This window comes from Bacterioplanoides sp., assembly GCF_965226395.1.
Classification (GTDB): Bacteria; Pseudomonadota; Gammaproteobacteria; order Pseudomonadales; family Oceanobacteraceae; genus Bacterioplanoides.
On the sequence record NZ_OZ245358.1, the window covers coordinates 3,798,891 to 3,822,423 of the forward strand.

Here is a 23,533-nt window from a genome sequence, read left to right on the forward strand (position 1 = left end):
CCTGTTTATTGCGCGGGCTTATCGGCCAGGAAGAACCAGGTATCCATCACTGAATCCGGGTTCAGCGACACGCTATCAATACCGTGCTCCATCAGCCATTTGGCAAAGTCCGGGTGATCGGATGGCCCCTGACCACAAATACCAATGTATTTACCGGCTTTTTTACAGGCATTAATAGCGTTTTCGAGCAGCGCCAGAATGGCCGGATTACGCTCATCAAACAGGTGCGCAATAATGCCGGAATCACGATCCAGGCCCAGAGTTAGCTGGGTCAGGTCGTTAGAGCCAACGGAGAAACCATCAAAATGCTCCAGAAACTGTTCAGCCAGTACAGCATTGGCAGGCAGCTCACACATCATAATCAGGCGCAGGTCGTTTTCACCACGTTTCAGACCATTTTCAGCTAACAGATTGACCACCTGCTCAGCCTCGCCCGGAGTGCGCACAAACGGCACCATGATTTCGACGTTAGTGAATCCCATGTCGTTGCGGACTTTGCGCATTGCCCGGCATTCCAGCTCAAAGCAATCACGGAAGTTTTTCGAGATATAACGCGACGCCCCACGGAAGCCCAGCATTGGGTTTTCTTCTTCCGGCTCGTATAAACGACCACCAATCAGGTTGGCGTATTCGTTAGATTTAAAGTCGGACAAACGAACAATCACCCGCTTCGGCCAGAACGCTGCCGCCAGCGTGGAAATGCCTTCCACCAGCTTATCGACGTAGAAATCGACTGGCCCGGAGTAACCTGAAATACGACGTTCCACCGTCGGCTTCACTTCATCCGGTAAGGTATCAAAATTCAGTAAGGCTTTAGGGTGCACACCAATCATACGATTGATGATAAATTCCAGTCGTGCCAGACCAACACCTTCGTTTGGTAAACCCTGAAAATCAAATGCCCGGTCCGGGTTGCCAACATTCATCATAATTTTGAATGGCAGATCCGGCATGGAATCGACACTGTTGGTCTTCACGTCGAAGTCCAGTGCGCCATCGTAAACAAAGCCGGTATCGCCTTCAGCACAGGAAACCGTTACTTCCTGACCATCCTGCAAGTGTTCAGTAGCGTCTTCACAGCCAACCACCGCCGGAATACCCAGCTCACGGGCAATAATTGCTGCATGGCAAGTACGGCCGCCACGGTTGGTAACAATGGCTGATGAACGCTTCATCACCGGCTCCCAGTCCGGGTCGGTCATATCGGCCACCAGCACATCACCCGGCTGCACCTGATCCATCTCATCAACGCTGTTCACAACGCGGACTTTGCCTTTGCCAATCCGGTGGCCAATCGAACGCCCTTCCACCAGCACCTTGCCGGTTTCTTTTAACAGGTAACGTTCCATGATGTTCTTGTTAGCCCGGCTTTTCACCGTTTCCGGGCGTGCCTGAACAATATAAAGCTGACCATCGTCACCGTCTTTGGCCCACTCAATGTCCATCGGGCGCTGATAGTGTTGCTCGATGATCATGGCCTGACGCGCCAGTGCTTCGACTTCAGCATCAGTGACCGAGAATACCCGGCGCAAATCGCGATCAACCCGCTGGGTTTCAACCGATTTACCAACCGCCGCATCCGGATTGTAGACCATCTTAATGGCTTTAGCACCGAGGTTACGGCGCAGAATGGCCGGGCGATCTTCTGTCAGATTTTTTTTGTGAACGTAGAATTCATCCGGGTTAACCGCACCCTGCACCACGGTTTCACCCAGGCCATAAGAAGAAGTTACAAACACCACTTGATCAAAACCGGATTCGGTATCCAGAGTAAACATCACTCCACTGGAAGCGGTTTCACTGCGCACCATACGCTGAATACCCGCCGACAGAGCCACCTTATGATGGTCAAAGCCCTGATGATCACGGTAGGCAATCGCACGGTCGTTAAACAGGGAGGCAAAGACATCGCGAATCGCGTGTAATACGTTGTCGACGCCGACAATATTCAGGTGTGTTTCCTGCTGTCCGGCAAAGGAGGCATCCGGCAGATCTTCGGCGGTAGCCGATGAGCGTACTGCAACCGCCATATTAGCGTTGCTGTTTTGTAATTCCGCAAATGCGCTGCGGACATCCGCCTCTAATTGCGGTGGCAGCGGTGCTTCTAAAATCCAGCTGCGAATACGAGCGCCGGTTTCCGTGAGGGCTGGAATATTATCAACATCCAGCGCATCCAGCTCTGCCTGAATGCGGGCATCCAACCCCTCATAATTTAAAAATTCACGGTATGCGTCAGCGGTCGTGGCAAAACCATTCGGTACCGATACGCCCGCACCCGTTAAGTTGCTGATCATTTCACCCAGAGAGGCGTTTTTTCCACCGACTCGTTCTACATCACCCATTGATACCTGATCAAACCAGAGCACGTAATCAGTCAACTTTTTATCTCCTGTGAATTAGCCTATAGTGACGGCCATTAATTCATTGATAGTGACTACCGTTAACAACCCGATAGCGGCAGCCCGCTAATACTAAGTGCAGCAAGAACAAATTTCCACATGAAGCGTTACGCCTATTTCATCTCCGACGGCACCGGGATCACCGCAGAAACACTGGGTAACAGCCTGTTGTCACAATTTGATCAGATTAAATTTGAGCGGGTCACCCTGCCCTACATCGACTCGGAAGACAAAGCTCAACAAGCAGCAGATGAGATGAACCAACTGGCTGCCGAAAGTGGTCACCCGGTGATTTTGTTCGATACCATCGTCAATAAAAACATCCGCAAAATCATTGATTCAGCCGATGTATTTAAAATTGATATTTTCTCTGCGTTTCTGGCACCGCTGGAAAGCGAGCTGGCGGTTAAATCGTCGTACACGGTGGGTAAATCCCACGCCCCAGCCGATAGCGACAATTATGTTGCACGGATTGAAGCGGTTAACTTCGCACTGGATAATGACGACGGTGCCCGCACCCGCCACTATAACGATGCCGATGTCATTCTGGTGGGCGTGTCACGCTGTGGCAAAACACCAACCAGCCTGTACATGGCGATGCAGTTTGGCATTAAGGCCGCGAACTATCCGCTCACCGAAGAAGATATGGACGACCTGAAACTACCAGAAAGCCTATCGCAGCATCGCTCTAAACTGTTTGGCTTAACCATTGACCCGGATCGCCTGGCCGCCATTCGCACCGAACGCCGTGCCAACAGCCGCTATTCATCGCTGAAGCAGTGTTATCACGAAGTCGATGAGGTGGAGTTTTTGTTCGAGCGTGAAAACATTCCGTTTGTCAGCACCACGGATAAATCTATTGAAGAGATTTCCACCCGGATTCTGGCCGAGACGGGTTTAAAAAGACGCTTACAGAGCTGACTAGATTACAACAGTCAGCTTCTTCTCATTCATCTTCCGCGCAATACCACGCGGCTTAGTAAACACCAGGCTATGATCCGCCCCAGCCACTTCGTGATAATCCCAGCAGGAAGCATCGGCCGCCAGTTTTTGGTGGCGTTGTTTCATGGGTTCTGGCGCAAGCCCACCAACAAAGCTGACACCCGGCCAGGGTGAAACCCAGTCAACAAAAACTGTCAGATTTTGATTCAGATAGGCATTAACAGCGCGCAAGACGCGGGCAAAAGATTCCGGCCGGTCCTGTAAACGCTTCATAGTCAGCTGCTCAGCCTGAGGATTTGTCTTACGATTCGGCGATACCGAATCAAGGAACATTCGATAAACATCCAGATCATCTGGCCGTTCTAACAAGGCATCGGCAATATTGGCGTATTCAGCCGCTTTTTGCTGCAGGTGTTCAAGCCGGGAAGAAAACAGCATTGCTGGCTCAAGCAAAAACACCAGTCCGGAGAAATCATTACCAGCCAATAAAGAATAATAATGCTGCAGATAATCGACCACCACCATGCCGCCAAATGAATAGCCGGCAATATCAAACTCACTCCAGTCCAGCGCTTCGGTCAGCTCTGCTAATTGCAGGGCAAAATCCCGCACCTGAGGTTGTGACGGAGGGATTAAAAACCGTGAGCCACCCATATCAGCCAGATCAACAACCAGCACTTCATCCCACTCGGTCAGATAGTTGGTGATAAAGGTCCAGGTCAGCTCACCAGCGACTCCGGCGCCATGAACTAGAATCAGGCGTCGCGGATCGGGCGTTAAAGACGATGAAGGATATTGATACAGCCAACCATGCTGATGAAAACTGGCAGTTTTAAAATTAATCTGATGTTTTTCCATAGTGCCATTCTACATCCATTGATACAGAATCAGCAGGTGGCTGCGGAAAATAAACGACAAAGCCCGCTACTTGTGGGTCTTCAATACGAAGCTCAGAGCGTTCAAACGAAGCACCCGCCCAGCTTTCTTCATGGCCGGTTCGGATCAAGTTCGGCACAAAGTGCAGTGCCTGAAATTGCCGATTAACCGCAATAAATGCGATAGGATCGCTAACAGCCGTATTGGTCGAACGAGTATTAGTCCCGCGAAATGTTAAACCCAAATCAATAAAAAGCGTGGTTGCATTTACTGAACGATCCAGCGCCACATACCAGGCCTTGTTAGCTCCCGTACGGGTCACCAGCGGGATCACATTGAGAAAACCATCGAAGTTAACCACCTTAGCTGGCGGTACTTTTTCTTTAAAGTAATTACGGTAACGCTGGCAGCACTGAGCTCCCATGGCTTTTGATACGCGAAAAGGTGGCGCCAGAATATGATCAAAAGTCTGTGGCGTGAAAGTGTCTTCAACAACAATATCAGAATCAATAATTGGCTGTGACCGCAAGCGCCCGGTTTCATCGACAAAGGTATAAAACGGCGGGTTATCGCTTTCATACTGCTCTGTCTTTTTTTCGAACTCTTCTTCGGTTAAAAAATTGTCGGTAACAGGGTTCTGATCCGCTTGAACTTCACCGCTCGAAGCAGAGGCCGAAGTAGAAACTGGGGGAGTTTTCTGAGCGCTCTTATCAGAACGCTCAACCGGTGTATTGTGAATGCGGCCCTGAGCATCAACCCAGGTAAAATATTCCTGCTCGGCATAAGCCGACGACCAACAAAAGCAGCAGGCCAACAACCAACAAGCCCGTCTCAGCAAAGTCATGATATACCTCATCAGAATTTCGTTCTGAAACTGAAACCCGCTGCCCCAATGGTTAATTTTGTTTTCACATCCAGCCCGGGGTAAGGGCTGGTGACCGTACAGGTTAAACAATTCCGGTTGAGGGAATCACTGGAATTAGGAAAGTCGGTTGAATCCTGAGGGTCAGCGAGAATGGTTTCGTTAGACTGCATAAAACTCAGAGAGAAATCAATGACCGTATCCAGATCCCACTGATACCCCATTCCCAGGCTATAAAGCTCAGCATAACCTAACGGCGCCTGAAGACTGCGGGCGTCATCGGGAATGGAGGTTTGTCGCGGTTCATAACCGGCACGCAATTGCACCCGTGAGTTCAGATCATACTGAAAGCCAAATCCGAGACTCCAGACACTGCGAAAGTTCATTGGCTGTTCTAGTGTGGTATTGGTCACCAACCCCGGTGCCAGCGTTCGGGCAGAACTTAAAAAACTAACCGGCCGATCGAATTCGATTAATAACGAATCCCACTTATCAAAATCAGTCCAGCCAGCGTCAACATTCAGCTGAAAACGATCGAGAAAACGAAATTTGGTACCAATCTGAACGTGTTGCGGATAAGTCAGCTCAATTGATACATTACCCGACTCTTTGGTACGACCATCCGGCAGACCAAAAATAGCACCACCAATCGCCCCTACAATAGATGAACGGAATTTACTGAAAAAGTCAGAGAATTCGGGGTCATAATTCAGTTCAAAAGTTCCTTTCAGATTACTGGTCGCTTCACTCTGATAACCAACACCAATACCAAACCAATCCGTTGGTTCCCATAAAAAACCCACATTAAATGACGGCGACAAGCTTTCTTCGGTGACGATACTTAGTTCACCAATATCGTCGTAAGGACCAACCCGGCCACCACACAGAGTCACTAACGGTGCTAACGGGTCGTTGCCGGTATTATTCCCATCGTCATCAAAACAGCCAAAAGCGTCCTGCAGCTCACTGACAACCCCCAATAAAACGTTTGGCGCACGCAAATCCTGCACCACAGCCACTGCCTGGTGCGAAAATAAGAAACTGGCACCCACCGAGAATTCATCGGTGACTTCATAGCCAAAGGATGGTGATAAATAGGTAAATCGCTGCAAGGCAACTTGCTTAGCCTGATAACGGCCCGGATCGTTATCATCCTTAGAAAAACCAGCAGCCATAGGTGCGTAAACGGCATTGGCAAAGGTAAATTTAGAACCCGGTGGTTTGATAGAAATCCCACCGGTCGGTAGCGTCAATATCGGCAAGGACAATTCCTGCAGCCCAATTCCCGGAATATAGGCCGCGGCTGTCGCCCGACTCTTTCCTTCGTTTAAAATAGGGTCGTCTGCCACATTTAACAGCCCGGCATCATCTTCATTGTAATCTTCCGGCAAAGAAAATTCAGCTTCAGCCGCCAACACAACATTCATCAATTGAAACTGAATCTGACGCCCATCCAGCTTGGTGAGTCCAGCTGGATTAAAATGGATGTCCATAATACCAACCGGGTCTGCGGTAACTGCATTACCCAGCGCCATCGCCTTGGTATCAAGAAATAAATTCTGTGATAACTGAGCGTTTGTCTGGGTCGCCAGCACACTGAACATCAGTGCAGCGCCCGTTTTAATCCATCGTTGACGGTAACGTGTGGTGATAGTCATTGTTATTTTTCTTCTGTGACTGATCAGTTACTGGCCGAAGGCTTAACACCTTCGATATCAATCGGTAACGACAAGCCTAAAATAATATCCGGCGCTAACTCAGTAACCCCGTATCCCACATTAATATTGGCAATGGTTTTTGGCGAAACACGAATACCCAGAGCAAAGTTCATAATGCCGGTCATCTGGCTACCCACAGTTGAACTTACTTGTTCCCCTCCCTGATTCAGGACAAAGCGTGTTTCATCATTAAATGATCCCTGAAAAGATGCGCTGAGAGACACATCGTAAGACAGGGAATAAGCAAAACCCATCGAGAAAGATAAGTTATTCCCCGGATGCACTTCTTCCAGAACAGCACCACCGCGAACCTGGTTCAGACCTTTTTCCGGGAAGTTATAACCAAAGGTGCCAGAGCCGAATAACACCACTGGATCCAGTACTTTGGAAGCACTGATACCAGCGCTTAAACCATTGGTTCCTGAACCGGTAGAAAGACGTCGCGACAAATCAATTTCATACGGACTATCACCGGTTTTTAAACGCATAGTGCCAAAAAACGTCGACGACATTTTTCCGGGGATATACTCAAACGGCTGCCAGCGGGTCGTACCAGTTAAATCACCAATCGAAAAAGCTTCGGTTTCGTCGCCGGTTTCAAATTTAGCAACTAAAGGCAAGCGACCACTCAGGGTAATATTGTCGTATAAGCCATAATCCAGCGTAATGGAATTAGTAAAGGTATGAGACGCAACCGGAGTGACGTCGGCATTACGGATAATCTGACTCCCGGTCGCCTGATTATTGTCATCCAGGGTCGTTTCCACAACCAGATTGATACGCTGATCGCCAAAATAGCTGTAATCAAAATTATAATTCAGCGACATACCGCCGCGTTTCAGCAAGGAATAGTTTTTTTCGGCGGCTTCAAACACTTCCTCCAGTGCTTTTTCTGTATCCGCATCACTCTCTTGCTTGGCTAGCGCTTCCCGGGCTTTTGATAAATCCCGCGAATTTTCAGCATGAATCTGAGCTGCCGTTAAAAACAACGGCAGTAAAACCAGCGTGGTTCGAATAAACATGTAACGTACCCTGTATCATTATTATTTTCTTCTGAAGCGCAGGGTTTTTTCGATGCGCTCATAAGGAACTGTGGTGTTAAAACGAATGTTAAATTCTTCCTGACTCAGGCCATCCGCCTCAGTCTCAATGTTGTATTCCAGAACAGGATCACCATCCTCATTTAAAACTTCATCGCCATTTTCATCACGCACCACCTGTAGCGTTGAGCGGGCGTTATTCCATAACTGGGCAATTTGATTGGTAATCAGATCTTCATACCGGATCTGGAAGAAAGGAAATTCTTTATAGGTATTCTCGGCAATGATGTAGTCAGAAACATAGCGCATATCTTCTTCGCGCAACTCCAGGCCACTGGCTGGCTTGTGTCCATTCGGGAAAACAATAAACAAAACATTATTATCCCAGACTTCAAGAAAGCGACTCATAGTGAAACTGATATTGCCCAGCGCCGGATCGGCCACATAAACCCGACCTTCATAAACGGTACGAATAACCACAAAGTGTTTAAAACCAGCGTATTCGATGGGAGCAATAGCCGGGTGATCCAGCTCTTCAAGGTCTGACGCTTCGGCTTTAAACCCACCGGATGGATGACCCAGTGCTGTTACCAGGCGCTTCATATCCAGCAAGGAAAATCCACGACGTTGAACGATACGCTCTGTCTCACCAAAACGCAGTAAACCTTCCATGACCTGGCGCTCCTGAAAGTTACGACCCAGGTAATAATCAAGCAAAGTCGTTAACGCAGCGGAGCCACAGGAATAGTCATATGCCTGACGCACAACATTATTGAATTTCTGAACAGAAAGAGGCTCTACATTAACTAGCTGATCATGCTGGCCATCCTGACCAACTGCAACGCGTATGTAGGTATCGCCCTGTTCTCTATCAGGCACAATAGAGAACTCATTAACCATCGCAAAGGCGATGATAGACCCCAGGAGAATGATAAACATATTATTTGTTCTTATTTATGTTTGATCATCATGTTACATAAATTCACACAAGCAACCAAGTTAAAAAACGTCACTTTTCAGTGATTTAAGGCGTTTTATCTGACCTTTACATTTACTGCAGACACAAAAAAACCCGCCGTAGCGGGTTTTTCCAAAACTCAGACGAGATTAGTCATGGCCAGAAATGCGCTGAGTTAAACCAGATAAATTGATATCCCGAACAGCAACAGAACCAATTGAAAGTGCTTGGCCTTGAGCATTATTGCCAATACCAATACTACCAATAGTCAAATCCCCCTGAATTTGCCCCATCTGGATATACACACCATCACTATCAGCCCAAATTGTCTGATTAATTGTTGCTGGCGCACCATTGTTATCAAACGTCAGGTTTTCAATCGTTACAGCACCACCATCAGCAAGAGAAGCGGTATTATCTGATTGCAACTTTGCAGCATCAGCGTCAGACTTTGCAGCTTGGGCTGAAGAAACAGCATCAACTGCTGTGTTTTGAGTAGCAATATCCGCAGCCAATGCACCAGTAGCATCAGAACCATCAGAATTCAGTGTCACCGTAGTTATTCGACCACTTGAATCAGTACCTACCGTATAAAGCTGCGAATCAAAAGCAGCATTTGCAGTAATCAAATCTGCATTCGCAGCATCAAGTTGTCCTTGAGCTGTAACAACTGCGGAATTTCTAGTAGCAACTTCTTGATCCAGCGAGGAATTTCCTCCAGTCAAACTCAAGCCCGTGCGTGCTATTGCCTGATCCGCTGTATATCCAAACATCTGAACATCCATATCAGTAATCTGAACACTGGTCGCCATCTGAATTGCTACAGAAGATGTGTTGCCTGCATTAGTACCGGTTATACCCGCTGCTGCGCCCAGTGTCGAGCCATCTGCCATATTATGGATAACAATATCACTATTGCCCAAATCCATAGTGATAGACACACTATCAACCAACTCAGCAGTGCCATTAGCCCCTTTTAGCGCCACTGCACTGTATTGATTATCAGCTACGCCTGCAACATCGCCCAAGGTAACACTCATACCTGTGACACCGGACTGGGTTACCAGTAAATCGCCTTCTTCATTAATATCAATTGTTTGAGTCAGACCCGTAACATTATTGATGTTTACGTTTTGCAGCAAAACAGAACCACCACCCGTAGCGCCAGAACCAGTATCGGTGTATTCAATTTCACCCACAGAGACACCAGCACCTTCGATATCAATCTCAATGGTCACACCAGCTTGACCAGTAGTGGCTGACAGAGCAGCATCATCCATAGCCTTCAGCTCGGCTTGCGCAGCAAAAGGAGCAGCTGCAATAGCCGCGGCAAGGGTAGCTTTGTTTAAGAATTTCATATTGGCTTTACTCCATTAAAGATTACATTTCCTTTAGAAACGCAAAAAACCCGCCGCAGCGGGTTTTTATGAAAGGATAAAAATCAGTCGTGACCGGAAATCCGTTGAGTTAAACCAGACAGATTAATATCACGTACAGCAACCGAACCAATGGACAGCGGCTGTCCTGCAGCATTGTTACCGATACCAATACTACCAATAGTCAAATCACCCTGAATTTGGCCCATTTGGATGTACACGCCATCACTATCAGCCCAAACTGTCTGATTGATTGTTGCCGCCGCACCATTATTGTCAAATGTCAGATTTTCGATAGTTACAGCACCACCATCTGCCAACGCATTTGCCTGAGCCTGTTCAACCGCAGTTAACGTGTCACCAGCAGAAAGATCTTTACCAGCAGCTGCAGCAACACGGTTATTGGCCTGATCCTGAGTATAACCAAACAGCTGGGCATCCAGATCGGTAATCTGAACACTGGTTGCCATCTGAATTGCTACAGAGGATGTGTTGTTTGCATTAGTACCGGTTACACCCGCTGCTGCACCCAGTGTTGAGCCATCCGCCATATTATGAATGGTAATATCACTATCACCCAGATCCATGGTGATAGACACACTATCAACCAATTCAGCAGTGCCGTTAGTACCTTTTAAAGCAACAGCAGAAAATTGATTATCAGCACCAGCATTATCACCCAAGGTAACACTCATACCTGTAACACCGGACTGAGTTACCAGCAAATCGCCTTCTTCATTAATATCAATTGTTTGAGTCAGACCCGTAACATTATTGATGTTAACGTTTTGCAGCAGAACAGAACCACCACCCGTAGCACCAGAACCAGTATCGGTGTATTCAATTTCACCAACAGAGACACCGGCACCTTCGATATCAATCTCAATGGTCACACCAGCTTGACCTGTAGTGGCTGACAGAGCAGCATCATCCATAGCCTTCAGCTCTGCTTGCGCAGCAAAAGGAGCAGCTGCAATAGCCGCGGCGAGGGTAGCTTTCTTTAAGAATTTCATGTGAGTGTACACTCCAATTTTATTGTTCTACTTAAGTAAGTCGGGCTTTTCCTGCCCTATCACCACCCCACGCTAGCAATAGCCGCAAGACGGATGAATCTGACTACATGATTTAGAAAGTGATCGACCAGAGGTCGTTGAGAGTCACTTTTTATTATTTTTGTTTTCCCAGTGATGTGGGAGAATGCAAACAATCTATTACGGCCTATTTTAGGTGTCCAGCAGTTTTTTACATAACTTAACGTTGTTGATGAGTTAAGCCCCTGATAAAACAAAGACCACCGTCCCAGTAGATGAAAAAAACCTTTATTTTCAGATAGTTAAACAGAAATTCCAGTTAAGTTATTGGCTCAAAATGTCACATCAGAAGTTACAATTTCAGGCGCTTGAGGTGCTATCCACCCTCCCTCAGTTGGATAACCCAATATTACTTTGCTTTAACGACCAATGGGTATTGAGTCACCAGCCGTCAGAGAGACTGTCTGACCTACAAAGCCTGAAGAACAAGCTGTCAGCTCGCTCAGTTGTTAGCCCCGACTCAGCCACTGACACTAAGTCAGCAATTAACCCCAATAAACATTTTCAAAGCGGCTGGGCTGGCACTTTTGCTTATCCGGATATTGGTCAGTCATTAGACGCTGAGTTCTACTACTATCCAGCCAGCCTATTATTGGATATTCACTCCGGGGATGTTTTTTTGCAAAACCCGAACAACCTGAGTGAGCACGATATTAAGCAGTGGTTACAGCCGTTGCAGCACCAGCTGGACAAACCACTCCCTCCTGAGGAGCCACATGCACGCCAGTGGCGGGCAGCATGGAACAAAGATCAATACCAGCAATCCTTTCAGCAGGTGCAGGAATATCTGAAATCGGGCGATTGTTATCAGATCAATCTGACCATGCCATTTTACTGCGATAGTGATTTACGCGACGCCTCCCCTCTGCCATTACTAACATCATTTAATCCAAGATTTGGCGGCTACTTCAAAACCGAACAGCAAACCTTGTTCAGCGTCAGTCCGGAGCGCTTTATCCGGGTTGATGGCCAGCGCATCGAGACCAGTCCGATCAAAGGAACCTTGCCACGAGGACAATCTCAGGCCGAAGATCAGCAACTGGCTGAGCAATTATCATCCAGTCTGAAGAACCAGGCCGAGAACCTGATGATTGTTGATTTACTGAGAAATGACCTCAGCATTAACGCCACACCACATAGCGTCAAAGCAGAGAAGTTATTTGCATTAGAGTCTCATGCCAATGTGCATCATCTGGTAAGCACCATCAGTGCTGAGAAACGGCCGGACAAAACGGCGGCGGACGTGATTCTTGATGCATTCCCGGGCGGTTCGATTACCGGAGCGCCGAAAAGACGTGCGATGGAAATTATCGAAGAACTCGAATGTCAGCCACGTGGGCTTTATTGTGGCTCATTAGGCTATTTTGATGATGCCGGCTACGCAGACTTTAATATTCTGATCCGTAGCATTGTGGCAGCCCAAGATGGGGCAACCTGCTGGGGCGGCGGCGGCGTTACAGTGGACTCAACCGCTGATGATGAATATCAGGAGATTATGAATAAAGTTGGGAAAATTCTGGCAACGCCAATCTAACACTGCCAGAACGCAGCCTGTGCGTGTAACACACAGGCTGTGCAACTAACTTAAAGCGTCAGTTCGCGGTTACTGGCTTTAATGAATTCTTTTTTCAGATCTTCATAGGTATGTACCGCCGGGAACTGCGGGAACTCATCAATCACATTTTGTGGCGCATGGAACAGAATGCCGGCATCCGCTTCCGCCAGCATGGTGGTGTCATTGTAGGAATCACCCGCAGCAATAGTGCGGTAGTAAATGGTTTGTAACGCGCGAATGGACTGGCGCTTCGGATCTGCCTGACGCAGTTTGTAATCGACTACCCGGCCTTCGTCATCAGTAATCAGGCGGTGACAGAACAAGGTCGGGAAGCCCAACTGGCGCATCAATGGCTGAGAAAACTCATAAAAGGTGTCAGACAGGATGATGACCTGAAAGCGCTCACGCAGCCAATCAACAAATTCGCGCGCACCTTCTAACGGTGCCAGCGTGGCGATCACTTCCTGGATATCCTGAATTTTCAGATTATTTTCATCCAGAATACGCAGGCGCTGCTTCATCAGGACATCGTAATCGGGAATATCACGGGTCGTTGCCTTAAGCTCTTCAATACCGGTTTTGTTGGCAAATTCGATCCAAATTTCCGGTACCAATACCCCTTCCAGATCAAGACATGCGATTTCCATGACAACTCCAAATAATTTCTGTTGTTAGTAGTGTGTTGTTGATAATGGCGCGTACTCTAGCGATTAGACCAACAATACTCAACTCACAGTGTGCATCGAACCACAATCGGCACTTTTACTTATGACAAAATCCCTTATCAAATATTACTTTATATTATTAAATGAACTATCAAGATCATGTTAGCCTACGCTGTTATATTGCCGCCCAAAAACCAACTAATGACTAAACAGCGGCCAACCAACAGCAGATGAGCATCCCATGACTGACACTCTGACCGAATTGAATGAGCAATTCGCTGATAAACGCCCGAAAGAACTGATTCGCCACGCTCTGGAAAATCATGATGCAATCGCGGTTTCTTTCAGCGGCGCAGAAGACGTCGTATTGATTGATATGGCGGTTAAAATCAACCCGGATGTCAAAGTGTTTACTCTTGATACCGGCCGCTTACATCCGGAAACGTACGAGTTTATCGAGCAGGTCCGTAAACACTACAACATCACCATTGATATCCAGACACCAGAGCAACAGGCACTACAGAACTTTGTTCGTGAAAAAGGCCTGTTCAGCTTCTATGAAGATGGTCATCAGGAGTGTTGTGGCGTGCGTAAAATTGCTCCACTGCGCAACAAGCTGGCAACACTGGATGCCTGGATTACAGGGCAACGACGGGACCAGAGCCCGGGAACCCGAAGCGATGTTAATCTGATCGAGGAAGATGGTGCTTTTCCAGGCCGTAACGGTACATTAATTAAGTACAATCCGCTGGCGTTATGGACCTCTGCTCAGGTATGGGAATACATCAAGGTATTCGATGTACCTTACAATAAACTGCATGAGCAGGGTTTTGTCAGTATTGGTTGCCAACCCTGCACACGCGCCACACTTCCTAACCAACACGAACGCGAAGGTCGTTGGTGGTGGGAAGGCGCAGGCCACAAAGAATGTGGCTTACATGCCGGTAACATTATTAGCAAAGGCTGATTTAGCACTTCGGAAAACTCTGTCTATACTTTTTGCCAAGGCACATTTGTCGTGCCTCAGGGCCTAAAAAGGCCCTGGCAACCCATTTGCAGCATTAAGGCAGGCAGCTGTTGGCCAGATTTCTGATAACTATTCTCAGCACCTTGTGCTTATTTATTCCAGCGCTGGCGATTTCAGCCGAGTTAACGAATAAACGCATCCTGCTGCTCTATTCCTATCATCCTAACTTTCCGACCACAGACAAAATTCTGAGCGGCCTTCAGTCCGCGTTTTCTGAGCAGCGTCCCATCATTGATATTGAGTTTATGGACAGCAAACGCCTGAATGACACGCGCTCGCAAACTTATTATCACCAACTGCTGCACTATAAGCTCAGCAGGCGCGAACCATACGATCTGATTATCACTGCCGACGATAACGCACTGAACTACGCCAGCATCAACCAGCAGGGGTTATTCCCTCAGACCCCGATTGTGTTTCTTGGAATTAACGACATCGAAAAAGCACATTCTCTGGGAAATAACCCATGGATAACCGGCGTTGTTGAGGCACCCTCTTTTGAACAGACATTCGCGCTGAGCAGACAATTACTGCCTGAACGGGATACCGTTTACTTATTATTTGATGACCGCGTTACAGCACAAGCCGACATCCGCTCAGCACAAACCGCTCTGGATGCATTCCCGGGCCTGAGACATCAGGAGCTGTCACTCAAGCAACTCAGCTGGCAGCAACTCGGAGAGCAACTCGGGCAGCTATCCAACCGCGATATCGTGCTGTTGATTTCAGCATTTGAAGATACAGAGAAGCAGAATCTATCTTTTAAAGACAGTCTCAGCTTTATCACACAACACACCCAGGTGCCGGTCTTCCACCCCTGGGAGCACGGTATTGATAACGGCTTGCTGGGCGGCGTGGTTGTCAGCCATCAGGAGCAAGGCCGACAAGCCGGGTTAATGGCCAGAGCGATTCTGACCGGCTCTGCAGCTAAAGACATCCCGGTAATGGGCAACAGCCCTAATCCAACCATGCTGAATTTCCGCCAGCTGCAACGGTTTTCGATTGCCCGAAACCTGGCTCCGGAACATGCCATCTGGGTGAATTTGCCGGACTCTTTCTGGGAACAATACAAACAATTAATTATCACAGCCGCCATTGTGTTTATTATTTTATTGTCTTCCTCGATTTATCTGGCGCGCCAAAATGTCAAAGTCCGGGCTATCAGCAAACAGCTCGAAGACCGCTCCGGCCTGATCCGACTGCTGATGGATACCATTCCGGATCTGATCTGGATTAAAGATCCATCCGGTGTTTTTCTGACTTGCAACAACAGCTTCGCGCAACTGCATGGCGTCAAACCAGCAGATGTTATTGGCAAAACCGATCACGATTTTGTCGATAAGGAATTAGCTGACTTCTTCCAGCAACGCGACTTAAAAGCCATCAACGCCAACCAGGCGTTAGTTAATGAAGAATGGGTCCAACTCAGTGACCGGAGTATTTTACTGGAGACCATTAAGACCCCCATCTATAACCATGAGAGCGGAGCACTCCTGGGGGTATTGGGCGTTGGCCGCGACATCACTAAGCGTAAAGCATCCGAAGAAGCCTTAAGGTTGTCTGCCAGCGTGGTCGACAACACTGCAGAAGGGGTTGTGATTACCAACCCTCAAACCGATATCATTCAGGTGAATCCGGCATTTACCCATATCACGGGTTATACCCATGACGAAGTGCTTGGACAACCCACCTCTCTTCTGAAATCCGGCCAACAAAATGAAGGGTTTTACCATGAATTATGGCAGAAGCTGAATGAACAAGGCAGCTGGAGCGGTGAGCTGGTTAATAAACGTAAAGACGGTAGCTTCTACCCAGTATGGCAAACCATCAGTGCGGTCTATAACGAAAGCAATCAAATCAGTCATTACGTGTCTGTTTTTTCGGACATCAGTGAAATCAAACAATCCCAGCAGGAAGTGCTTCACCTAGCCTATCATGACACCCTGACCAACCTGCCGAATCGCTCACTGCTAACCGAGCGCCTTGTACAAGCTATTCGTCATGCCGACCGCAGCCAACATGCTTTTGCCCTGATGTTTCTGGATCTAGACAATTTTAAAAACATTAATGACAGCCTGGGCCATACTGCCGGGGATGACTTGTTAAAGAAAATTGCCATTCTGCTGAAACAAACTGTGCGAGAAAAAGACACGGTTGCACGGGTGGGTGGCGATGAGTTTGTGCTGCTCTTTGATGATGTTGGTAACGCAGAGAAATGCTCTTCGCTTGCGAAGAAAATTCTGGAGACTCTGCAGCAACCAATTGAAATTTACACCGGACAGATTGAGATTTCCGCCAGTCTCGGAATTTGCTTATATCCGCAAGATGGTCAATCCGCGGATGAATTATTAAAAAACGCCGACACAGCCATGTATCGGGCCAAAAAACAGGGACGTAATACCTATCAGTTCTACACCGAACAATTCACCCAGGAAGTTATCAAACGTGTCGAAATGGAAACTGAGTTACGCCACGCCATTCGCCGTAATGAATTCAGTCTGCACTATCAGCCACAAATCAATCTGAAAACCGGGCAACTGGTTGGTGCCGAAGCTCTGCTGCGCTGGAACAGTCAGAAGCTCGGCTTTGTCCCTCCGGATCAGTTTATTCCTATTACTGAAGAAACCGGGCTGATTCATTCCATTGGTGCCTGGGTATTACAGGAAGCCGCACGTCAGATACAACAATGGAACAACGAAGGCATTGATATCGGCCCAATTGCCGTTAATGTTGCCGGGCCACAAATCACCCACGACAATCTGATTGATCAGGTAGAGCAGGCACTGCAAACCTTTAATCTGACTTCCAGACAACTGGCGCTGGAAGTCACAGAAACCTTTGTAATGCAGCATGAGGCGTCCATCAAGCAGCTGTCAGCCCTGGATAATATGGGGATTGAACTGGCGATTGATGATTTTGGTACCGGCTATTCATCGCTGAGTTATCTGAAAAAACTCCCTATCCGTAAATTAAAAATTGATAAATCCTTTGTTCGCGACATTCCCGATGATCAGGATGATATGGCAATTGCCCGTACTATTATGGCGTTAGCGGATACGCTGAACTTAAAAGTGATTGCTGAAGGGGTGGAAACTCAGGAACAGGCTGAATACCTGAAGAGCATTGGCTGCAATGAAGCTCAAGGGTATTTATACAGCAGACCCTTGCCCGCTGATGATTTCCGACAGTTTTGCCAAACCTTTAAGTCCGACATCGTATAAGTACAGCAAAATAACTGAAGCAAAATAAGCTCCACAAAACAAAAGAGCCCCAGCGGTAACACCACTGGGGCTCTTTTTTGCTGGTAACAAGACAATCCGCTTAAGGACGGTCGTCTTCCTCTTCTTCCAGTTCAGGTGGCATCAGATCTTCACGACTGATATTCATCATCAGCAGAATATTCGCCGCCACATAAATCGACGAATAGGTACCCACAACCACACCAATCATCAAGGCCAGCGCAAAATTGTGAATCAGCTCGCCGCCGACAACCATCAGGGCCGCCAATACCAGAGCCGTGGTTAACGAGGTCATAATGGTACGACCCAGGGTCTGATTAAGAGACTCATTAATCACGGTTATCGGGCCACCATTACGCACAATACGGAAGTTTTCACGAATGCGGTCTGCCACCACAATGGTATCGTTCAGGGAATAACCAATCACCGCCAGCAAGGCAGCCAATACGGTTAAATCGAAATCCCACTGGAACAACGAGAAGAAGCCAAGAATAATCACCACATCGTGAAATAACGCCGCAACCGCACCCACAGAGAACTTAAACTGGAAGCGCGCAGCAACGTAAATCATCACAATAAACAGCGCCAACAACAGAGCTAAGCCGCCCTGATCACGCAATTCTTCACCGACATTGGCGCCCACAAATTCAGAGCGTTTCAGGGTGATTTCATTACCCTCAACCGCCTGCTGCAGAACCAGCAATACTTCATTACCCAGATCGTCGCGGAATGCTTCAGACATACGCACCAGCAAGTCGGTTTCAGAACCAAAGTTCTGCACCACCACATCTTTATAACCGGCGCCGTTCAGCACCTGAGTAATTTTATCGAGACTCTCCGGCTGCTCATATTCCACTTCCAGCAGTGTGCCACCGGTGAAATCCAGGCCAAGGTTTAACCCCTGAGTAACCAGAGAACCAATCGAGGCAATGATCAATAACGCCGACAGCGCCAATGCTGCCATGCGCAGCTTCATAAAATCGTAGGAAGGTACTTTGCTCATGACTGACCTCCGATAGACAGTGAATCAATACGACGGCCACCATAGATGGCATTGATAATCGCACGGGTCAGTACGATGGCAGTAAACATAGAAGTGATGATGCCGAACGACAGGGTCACAGCGAAACCTTTCACCGGACCGGTACCTGCAGCAAACAGAATCACGGCTACCAGCAAGGTGGTTAAGTTAGCATCGAGAATGGTGACAAACGCACGGTTATAGCCTTCATGAATGGCCTGTTGTGGAGAGCGACCTGCCAACAACTCTTCGCGGATACGCGAGAAGATCAGTACATTAGCATCCACCGCCATACCCACGGTTAACACAATACCGGCAATACCCGGCAAGGTCAGCGTGGCACCAATAATCGACATCAGGGCAATCAGAATCACCAGATTCGCCACCAGCGCAATATTCGCCACCAGGCCAAACAAGCGGTAGAACACCACCATGGCAACCAGCACTAATGCCAGACCCAGCACAACGGATTGAGTACCCAGTTCAATGTTTTCTTTACCCAGGCTTGGGCCAACCGTCCGCTCTTCAACAAAAAACATCGGCGCAGCTAAAGCACCGGCACGCAGTAACAGCGCCAGCTCTGTCGCTTCGGCAGTTTCCAGACCAGTGATACGGAAGCTGGAACCCAGTGTGCTCTGAATGGTTGCCAGAGAGATAATCGACTTCTCGACCACCTGAACGGTTTTTGGCGTCTCAACGCCATCAACCATCTCATAGGTCGTTTTAGGCTTACGCTCAACAAACAGCACTGCCATACGACGCTTGATGTTTTTGCGCGTTACCTGAGTCATGCGCGCCCCGCCCTTAGAATCCAGATCAATATTGACCTGAGGGAAACCATTCTCATCAAACGACGGCTGGGCATTGGTCACACTATCACCGGTGGTGATAATGGTTTTCTGCAGGCGCGCGGTACGGAATTCATCATTACGGAACGGGTATTCTTCGGTCGAGAAACGGCTGGCACCCGGCTCAGCTTCCAAACGGAATTCCAGATTCGCCGCTTTACCCAGAATTTTCTTCGCTTCAGCAGTGTCTTGCACACCCGGCAGTTCGACCACAATACGGTTACGGCCCTGACGCTGAACCAGAGGTTCAGCCACACCCAGCTCATTCACCCGGTTGCGAATAGTCGTCAGGTTTTGTTTGATGGCATAGTCTTCAAACGACTTGATACGCTGCTCGGTAACACGCAGCACCAGATCATAAAACTCACCATTGTCTTCGCTGTTGCGGATAAATTCGTTGTAGTTACGGGCAATAAAATCAGACGCTTCGTCACGCACCGCTTCGTCTTTAAAGCTGATACGCAAGATCGAACCTTCTACCTGAATGCGGCGATATTTCAGCTTTTCTTCACGCAGCTTGTTACGCAATTCATTACGGTAGTTCTTAAACTTACCGGCCAGGTAGTCTTCCATATCCACTTCCATCAGGAAGTGCACACCACCACTCAAATCCAGACCCAGTGTCATTGGCCCGGCACCCAGATCCAGCAACCAATCCGGCGTGGTTGGTGCCAGGTTCAGAGCAACAATAAACTCGTCGCCCAATAAGCGCTGTACAGCCGCTTTGGCAGGGAGTTGATGATCAGTCTGGGTTAAACGAAACAGCGCTGTCGCGCCGGTCACTTCTTCACCGAAGTATTCGATTTCATTATTAGCCAGAGCACTGCGCACACGCTCCAGCGTGGCTTCGCTCATTTCAGCACCGGAGCGTGCCGGCGTCACCTGAATGGCCGGATCGGGCGGATACAGGTTCGGTGCGGCGTAGATTGCTGACATCAGCAACACCAGCACAATCAGAATGTGTTTCCAGATGGGGGTTTTATTGAGCATACAACTGCCCTTTTCCTTTATTTCGAGAGCGTCTGATAAAAATAAACCCGACTGTCGGATGAGAGTCGGGTTTAATTCAGCGGTTTACGCTTTGATTTCTTTAATGGTGCCTTTTGGCAGGGCTGCGGTTACCGCAACTTTCTGAACCGGCAGCTCTACTCCGCTTGCCACTTCAACCACAATAAAGTCATCAGTGACTTTGGTTACCTTGCCAACGATACCGCCAGCAGTCACGACTTCATCGCCTTTGCCCAGACCACCAATAAGATTCTTATGCTCTTTCTGACGCTTGCTTTGTGGGCGCCACAGTAAGAAGTAGAAGATTAACAGGAAGCCGCCCAGAAAAATCAACTGGCCGGTAACACCCATCGGTTGTGCAGCACCGGCTTCAGCTAAAGCCAGAGGTGATGTTGCTAATGCCAGTACGGCGAACAATAATTTCATTCAAGTTTCCCCAAATTGATCACAATAGTATCGGTGCCACAGCAGCACCGATTTGATTAAATTTCTGAATTATTCCGCTTCAGCAGCGGCTTCCAGCGGTGGCGTTTCCATGCCTCGTTTGGCATAGAACTCATCAACAAAGTCGGCAAATGTACCTTCTTCCAGAGAGCGGCGCAAACCAGCCATCAATGTCTGGTAATAATGGAGGTTATGAATGCTATTTAAAGTGGCGCCTAAAATTTCTTTACATTTATCCAGGTGATGCAGGTAAGCACGGGTAAAGTTTTTACAGGTGTAGCAATCACATTCACTGTCTACTGGCTCAGTGCTGGTGCGGTTTGCAGCATTACGGATTTTAAGCACTCCGGTTGAGGTAAACAGGTGTGAGTTACGGGCATTACGGGTTGGCATAACGCAGTCAAACATATCCACACCACGACGCACACCTTCCACCAGATCTTCTGGCTTGCCTACTCCCATCAGATAACGCGGTTTATCTTTCGGCATTTTCGGTGCGGTATGCTTCAGCACACGCATCATATCCGGCTTTGGTTCACCCACACTTAAGCCACCAATGGCATAACCGTCAAAGCCAATATCGGTCAGCCCTTCGAGAGATTCATCACGCAACTCTTCGTACATACCGCCCTGGATAATGCCAAACAAGGCAGATGGATTGTCGCCATGTGCATCTTTGGAACGCTTAGCCCAGCGTAATGACATACGCATGGAGTCTGCGGCTTCTTTTTCCGTGGCCGGATACGGTGTGCACTCGTCAAAGATCATGACGATATCGGAACCCAGATCGCGCTGAACCTGCATCGAGCTTTCCGGTGTCATCAACACCTTCTCACCGTTTACCGGAGACTGGAAGGTCACCCCTTCTTCGGTAATTTTGCGCATATCTCCCAGACTGAATACCTGAAAACCGCCGGAGTCGGTCAGAATTGGCTTATCCCAACCAATAAAATCGTGCAGGTCACCGTGCTGCTTGATAATTTCCGTTCCCGGACGCAGCATCAGGTGGAAGGTATTGCCAAGAATAATATCGGCTCCCAGATCATTAATCTGATCCGGATTCAGACCTTTTACCGTGCCATAAGTACCCACCGGCATAAATGCAGGAGTCTGTACGTCGCCGCGCGGGAATTTCAAGGTGCCACGACGTGCGTGACTGCTGCCATCGGTGATTTCCGAGTGCAGCTCAAAATCCATAAAACATTTGCGAGTCATAACCTGTGCCTTGCTACTTAGTACTTGATAAATTCTGGGTTTGTTGAGAGTGCTGCTGGGGAGTCACAAACATGGCATCCCCATAACTGTAAAAACGGTATTGATCGTTAATGGCTTGCTCATACGCCGCCATCACATGGCTTTTGCCAGCAAATGCCGATACCAGCATAATCAGCGTTGATTCCGGCAGATGGAAGTTGGTGATCATGGCATCAACACTGCGGAACTGATAACCCGGGTAAATAAAAATTTCGCTGTCGTCGTAAAACTCAGCAATCTCACCCTGCTGACTGGCACTTTCGAGACTGCGCACTGAGGTCGTTCCTACCGCAACAACGCGCTTGCCATTGGTGCGAGTGGTTTTAACGGCATTCACCACGTCAGCTGACACCTCAATATACTCCGAGTGCATCTGATGATTAGTGACATCATCCACCTTAACCGGCTGAAACGTACCAGCACCGACATGCAGGGTGACATACGCGAAATTAACGCCTTTATCTTTTAGGCGGGCCATCAACGCATCATCAAAGTGTAATCCGGCGGTTGGTGCCGCTACTGCACCGGGTTTTTCCGCGTATACGGTTTGATAACGTTCTTTATCTTCTTCCGCATCATCACGTTCCATATACGGTGGCAATGGCATATGACCAACATCATCCAGCAATGCCAGCAACGGCTTGTCACCGCAGAACTTCAGGTGAAACAAGGCGTCTTTACGACCCAGCACTTCAACTGCGGTGCCGTCTTCTTTAGAGCCACCGAGATAAATCGTCTGCCCGGGCTTAGGAGAACGGGAGCATTTGATATGGGCTAGCGCCTCATGCTCACCTAAAACGCGTTCAATCAGCGCTTCCAGCTTACCGCCGCTTTCTTTCTCGCCATATAAGCGTGCAGGAATCACCTTGGTGTTGTTAAACACCAATAGATCACCCGACTCCAACATGGACTCAATGTCGCGGAAAATATGATGCGCTACATCACCGTTTTCGCCATTCAAACATAACAGACGCGACGCACTACGCTCTGCCATGGGGTAACGGGCAATCAGCTCGTCGGGCAATTCAAAATTAAAATCACTGGTTTTCATGTTTCTGATGCAGTCGTGGAATCGTCACGAAACGAGTGGCAGCCTTGGTTGCCTGACACTCTGATTAAGAAGTGCGCAAGATTACCGGATAAGTTTCACTAAGTTAAGGAAATCATTAGAAAAAAAGTGTTGACACCCCAAATATCATCTGTAGAATGC

At 48.2% G+C, this 23,533-nt stretch carries 17 protein-coding genes and 1 pseudogene; 4 read left to right on the plus strand and 14 right to left on the minus strand.

Features of this window, described 5'->3' with window-relative positions; translation table 11 throughout:
- Positions 1-5 precede the first annotated feature (5 nt).
- On the minus strand, positions 6-2,378 hold the full coding sequence (ppsA, locus tag ACO05E_RS17445; protein ID WP_419810764.1) for a phosphoenolpyruvate synthase: 2,373 nt from the start codon (positions 2,376-2,378) through the stop codon (positions 6-8).
- Positions 2,379-2,498: 120 nt separating this feature from the next.
- Between ppsA and ppsR the strand changes: the two genes are divergently transcribed.
- Positions 2,499-3,320 carry a posphoenolpyruvate synthetase regulatory kinase/phosphorylase PpsR gene (ppsR, locus tag ACO05E_RS17450; protein ID WP_419810765.1) on the plus strand — a complete coding sequence of 274 codons (822 nt, stop codon included), beginning with the start codon at positions 2,499-2,501 and terminating at the stop codon, positions 3,318-3,320.
- On the opposite strand, the gene ACO05E_RS17455 is transcribed toward ppsR, so the two are convergent.
- The 7 genes from ACO05E_RS17455 to ACO05E_RS17485 form a co-directional block, all read right to left on the minus strand.
- Entirely contained in the window at positions 3,321-4,199 is an 879-nt protein-coding gene (locus ACO05E_RS17455; RefSeq protein WP_419810766.1) for an alpha/beta fold hydrolase, read from the minus strand. It lies immediately after the preceding gene.
- A complete protein-coding gene (locus ACO05E_RS17460; protein ID WP_419810767.1) occupies positions 4,180-5,061 on the minus strand; it encodes a DUF4124 domain-containing protein in 882 nt (293 codons plus the stop codon). The genes ACO05E_RS17455 and ACO05E_RS17460 overlap by 20 nt, the downstream gene beginning before the upstream one ends.
- An 11-nt stretch (positions 5,062-5,072) precedes the next feature.
- Positions 5,073-6,737: an OmpP1/FadL family transporter gene (locus ACO05E_RS17465; RefSeq protein ID WP_419810768.1), complete on the minus strand. Its 1,665-nt coding sequence runs from the start codon at positions 6,735-6,737 to the stop codon at positions 5,073-5,075.
- 23 nt (positions 6,738-6,760) lie between these two features.
- Entirely contained in the window at positions 6,761-7,819 is a 1,059-nt protein-coding gene (locus ACO05E_RS17470) for a transporter (RefSeq protein WP_419810769.1), read from the minus strand.
- Positions 7,820-7,840: 21 nt separating this feature from the next.
- Positions 7,841-8,776 carry a C39 family peptidase gene (locus tag ACO05E_RS17475; protein WP_419810770.1) on the minus strand — a complete coding sequence of 312 codons (936 nt, stop codon included), beginning with the start codon at positions 8,774-8,776 and terminating at the stop codon, positions 7,841-7,843.
- A 168-nt stretch (positions 8,777-8,944) separates the two neighbouring features.
- Positions 8,945-10,153, minus strand: a complete 1,209-nt coding sequence (locus ACO05E_RS17480; protein WP_419810771.1) for a DUF6160 family protein — start codon at positions 10,151-10,153, stop codon at positions 8,945-8,947.
- Between the two features lie 83 nt (positions 10,154-10,236).
- Positions 10,237-11,184: a DUF6160 family protein gene (locus ACO05E_RS17485; protein WP_419810772.1), complete on the minus strand. Its 948-nt coding sequence runs from the start codon at positions 11,182-11,184 to the stop codon at positions 10,237-10,239.
- Positions 11,185-11,539: 355 nt separating this feature from the next.
- On the opposite strand from ACO05E_RS17485, the gene ACO05E_RS17490 reads away from it, so the two are divergent.
- Complete coding sequence (locus tag ACO05E_RS17490) at positions 11,540-12,796, plus strand: anthranilate synthase component I family protein (RefSeq protein ID WP_419810773.1); 1,257 nt, start codon at positions 11,540-11,542, stop codon at positions 12,794-12,796.
- A gap of 50 nt (positions 12,797-12,846) precedes the next feature.
- Here ACO05E_RS17490 and thrH read toward each other — a convergent pair whose 3' ends face one another.
- Positions 12,847-13,464, minus strand: coding sequence for a bifunctional phosphoserine phosphatase/homoserine phosphotransferase ThrH (gene thrH, locus ACO05E_RS17495; RefSeq protein ID WP_419810774.1), 618 nt, complete (start codon positions 13,462-13,464; stop codon positions 12,847-12,849).
- Between the two features lie 256 nt (positions 13,465-13,720).
- On the opposite strand from thrH, the pseudogene ACO05E_RS17500 reads away from it, so the two are divergent.
- Positions 13,721-14,449, plus strand: a pseudogene (locus ACO05E_RS17500) (phosphoadenylyl-sulfate reductase); the annotation flags it as partial.
- Between the two features lie 110 nt (positions 14,450-14,559).
- Complete coding sequence (locus tag ACO05E_RS17505; protein ID WP_419810775.1) at positions 14,560-17,730, plus strand: ABC transporter substrate binding protein; 3,171 nt, start codon at positions 14,560-14,562, stop codon at positions 17,728-17,730.
- 100 nt (positions 17,731-17,830) lie between these two features.
- Here the strand turns inward: ACO05E_RS17505 and secF are convergent, their stop codons facing one another.
- The 5 genes from secF to queA all read right to left on the minus strand — a co-directional run bounded on the left by secF (position 17,831) and on the right by queA (position 23,374).
- Positions 17,831-18,751 (minus strand): protein translocase subunit SecF, encoded by a 921-nt coding sequence (gene secF, locus ACO05E_RS17510; protein WP_419810776.1) that lies wholly within the window; start codon positions 18,749-18,751, stop codon positions 17,831-17,833.
- Complete coding sequence (gene secD, locus ACO05E_RS17515; RefSeq protein ID WP_419810777.1) at positions 18,748-20,607, minus strand: protein translocase subunit SecD; 1,860 nt, start codon at positions 20,605-20,607, stop codon at positions 18,748-18,750. The genes secF and secD overlap by 4 nt, the downstream gene beginning before the upstream one ends.
- A gap of 84 nt (positions 20,608-20,691) precedes the next feature.
- Positions 20,692-21,051, minus strand: coding sequence for a preprotein translocase subunit YajC (gene yajC / locus ACO05E_RS17520; protein ID WP_419810778.1), 360 nt, complete (start codon positions 21,049-21,051; stop codon positions 20,692-20,694).
- A gap of 69 nt (positions 21,052-21,120) precedes the next feature.
- Positions 21,121-22,284, minus strand: coding sequence for a tRNA guanosine(34) transglycosylase Tgt (tgt, locus tag ACO05E_RS17525; RefSeq protein ID WP_419810779.1), 1,164 nt, complete (start codon positions 22,282-22,284; stop codon positions 21,121-21,123).
- Between the two features lie 13 nt (positions 22,285-22,297).
- Positions 22,298-23,374 (minus strand): tRNA preQ1(34) S-adenosylmethionine ribosyltransferase-isomerase QueA, encoded by a 1,077-nt coding sequence (queA, locus tag ACO05E_RS17530; RefSeq protein WP_419810780.1) that lies wholly within the window; start codon positions 23,372-23,374, stop codon positions 22,298-22,300.
- Positions 23,375-23,533 lie beyond the last annotated feature (159 nt).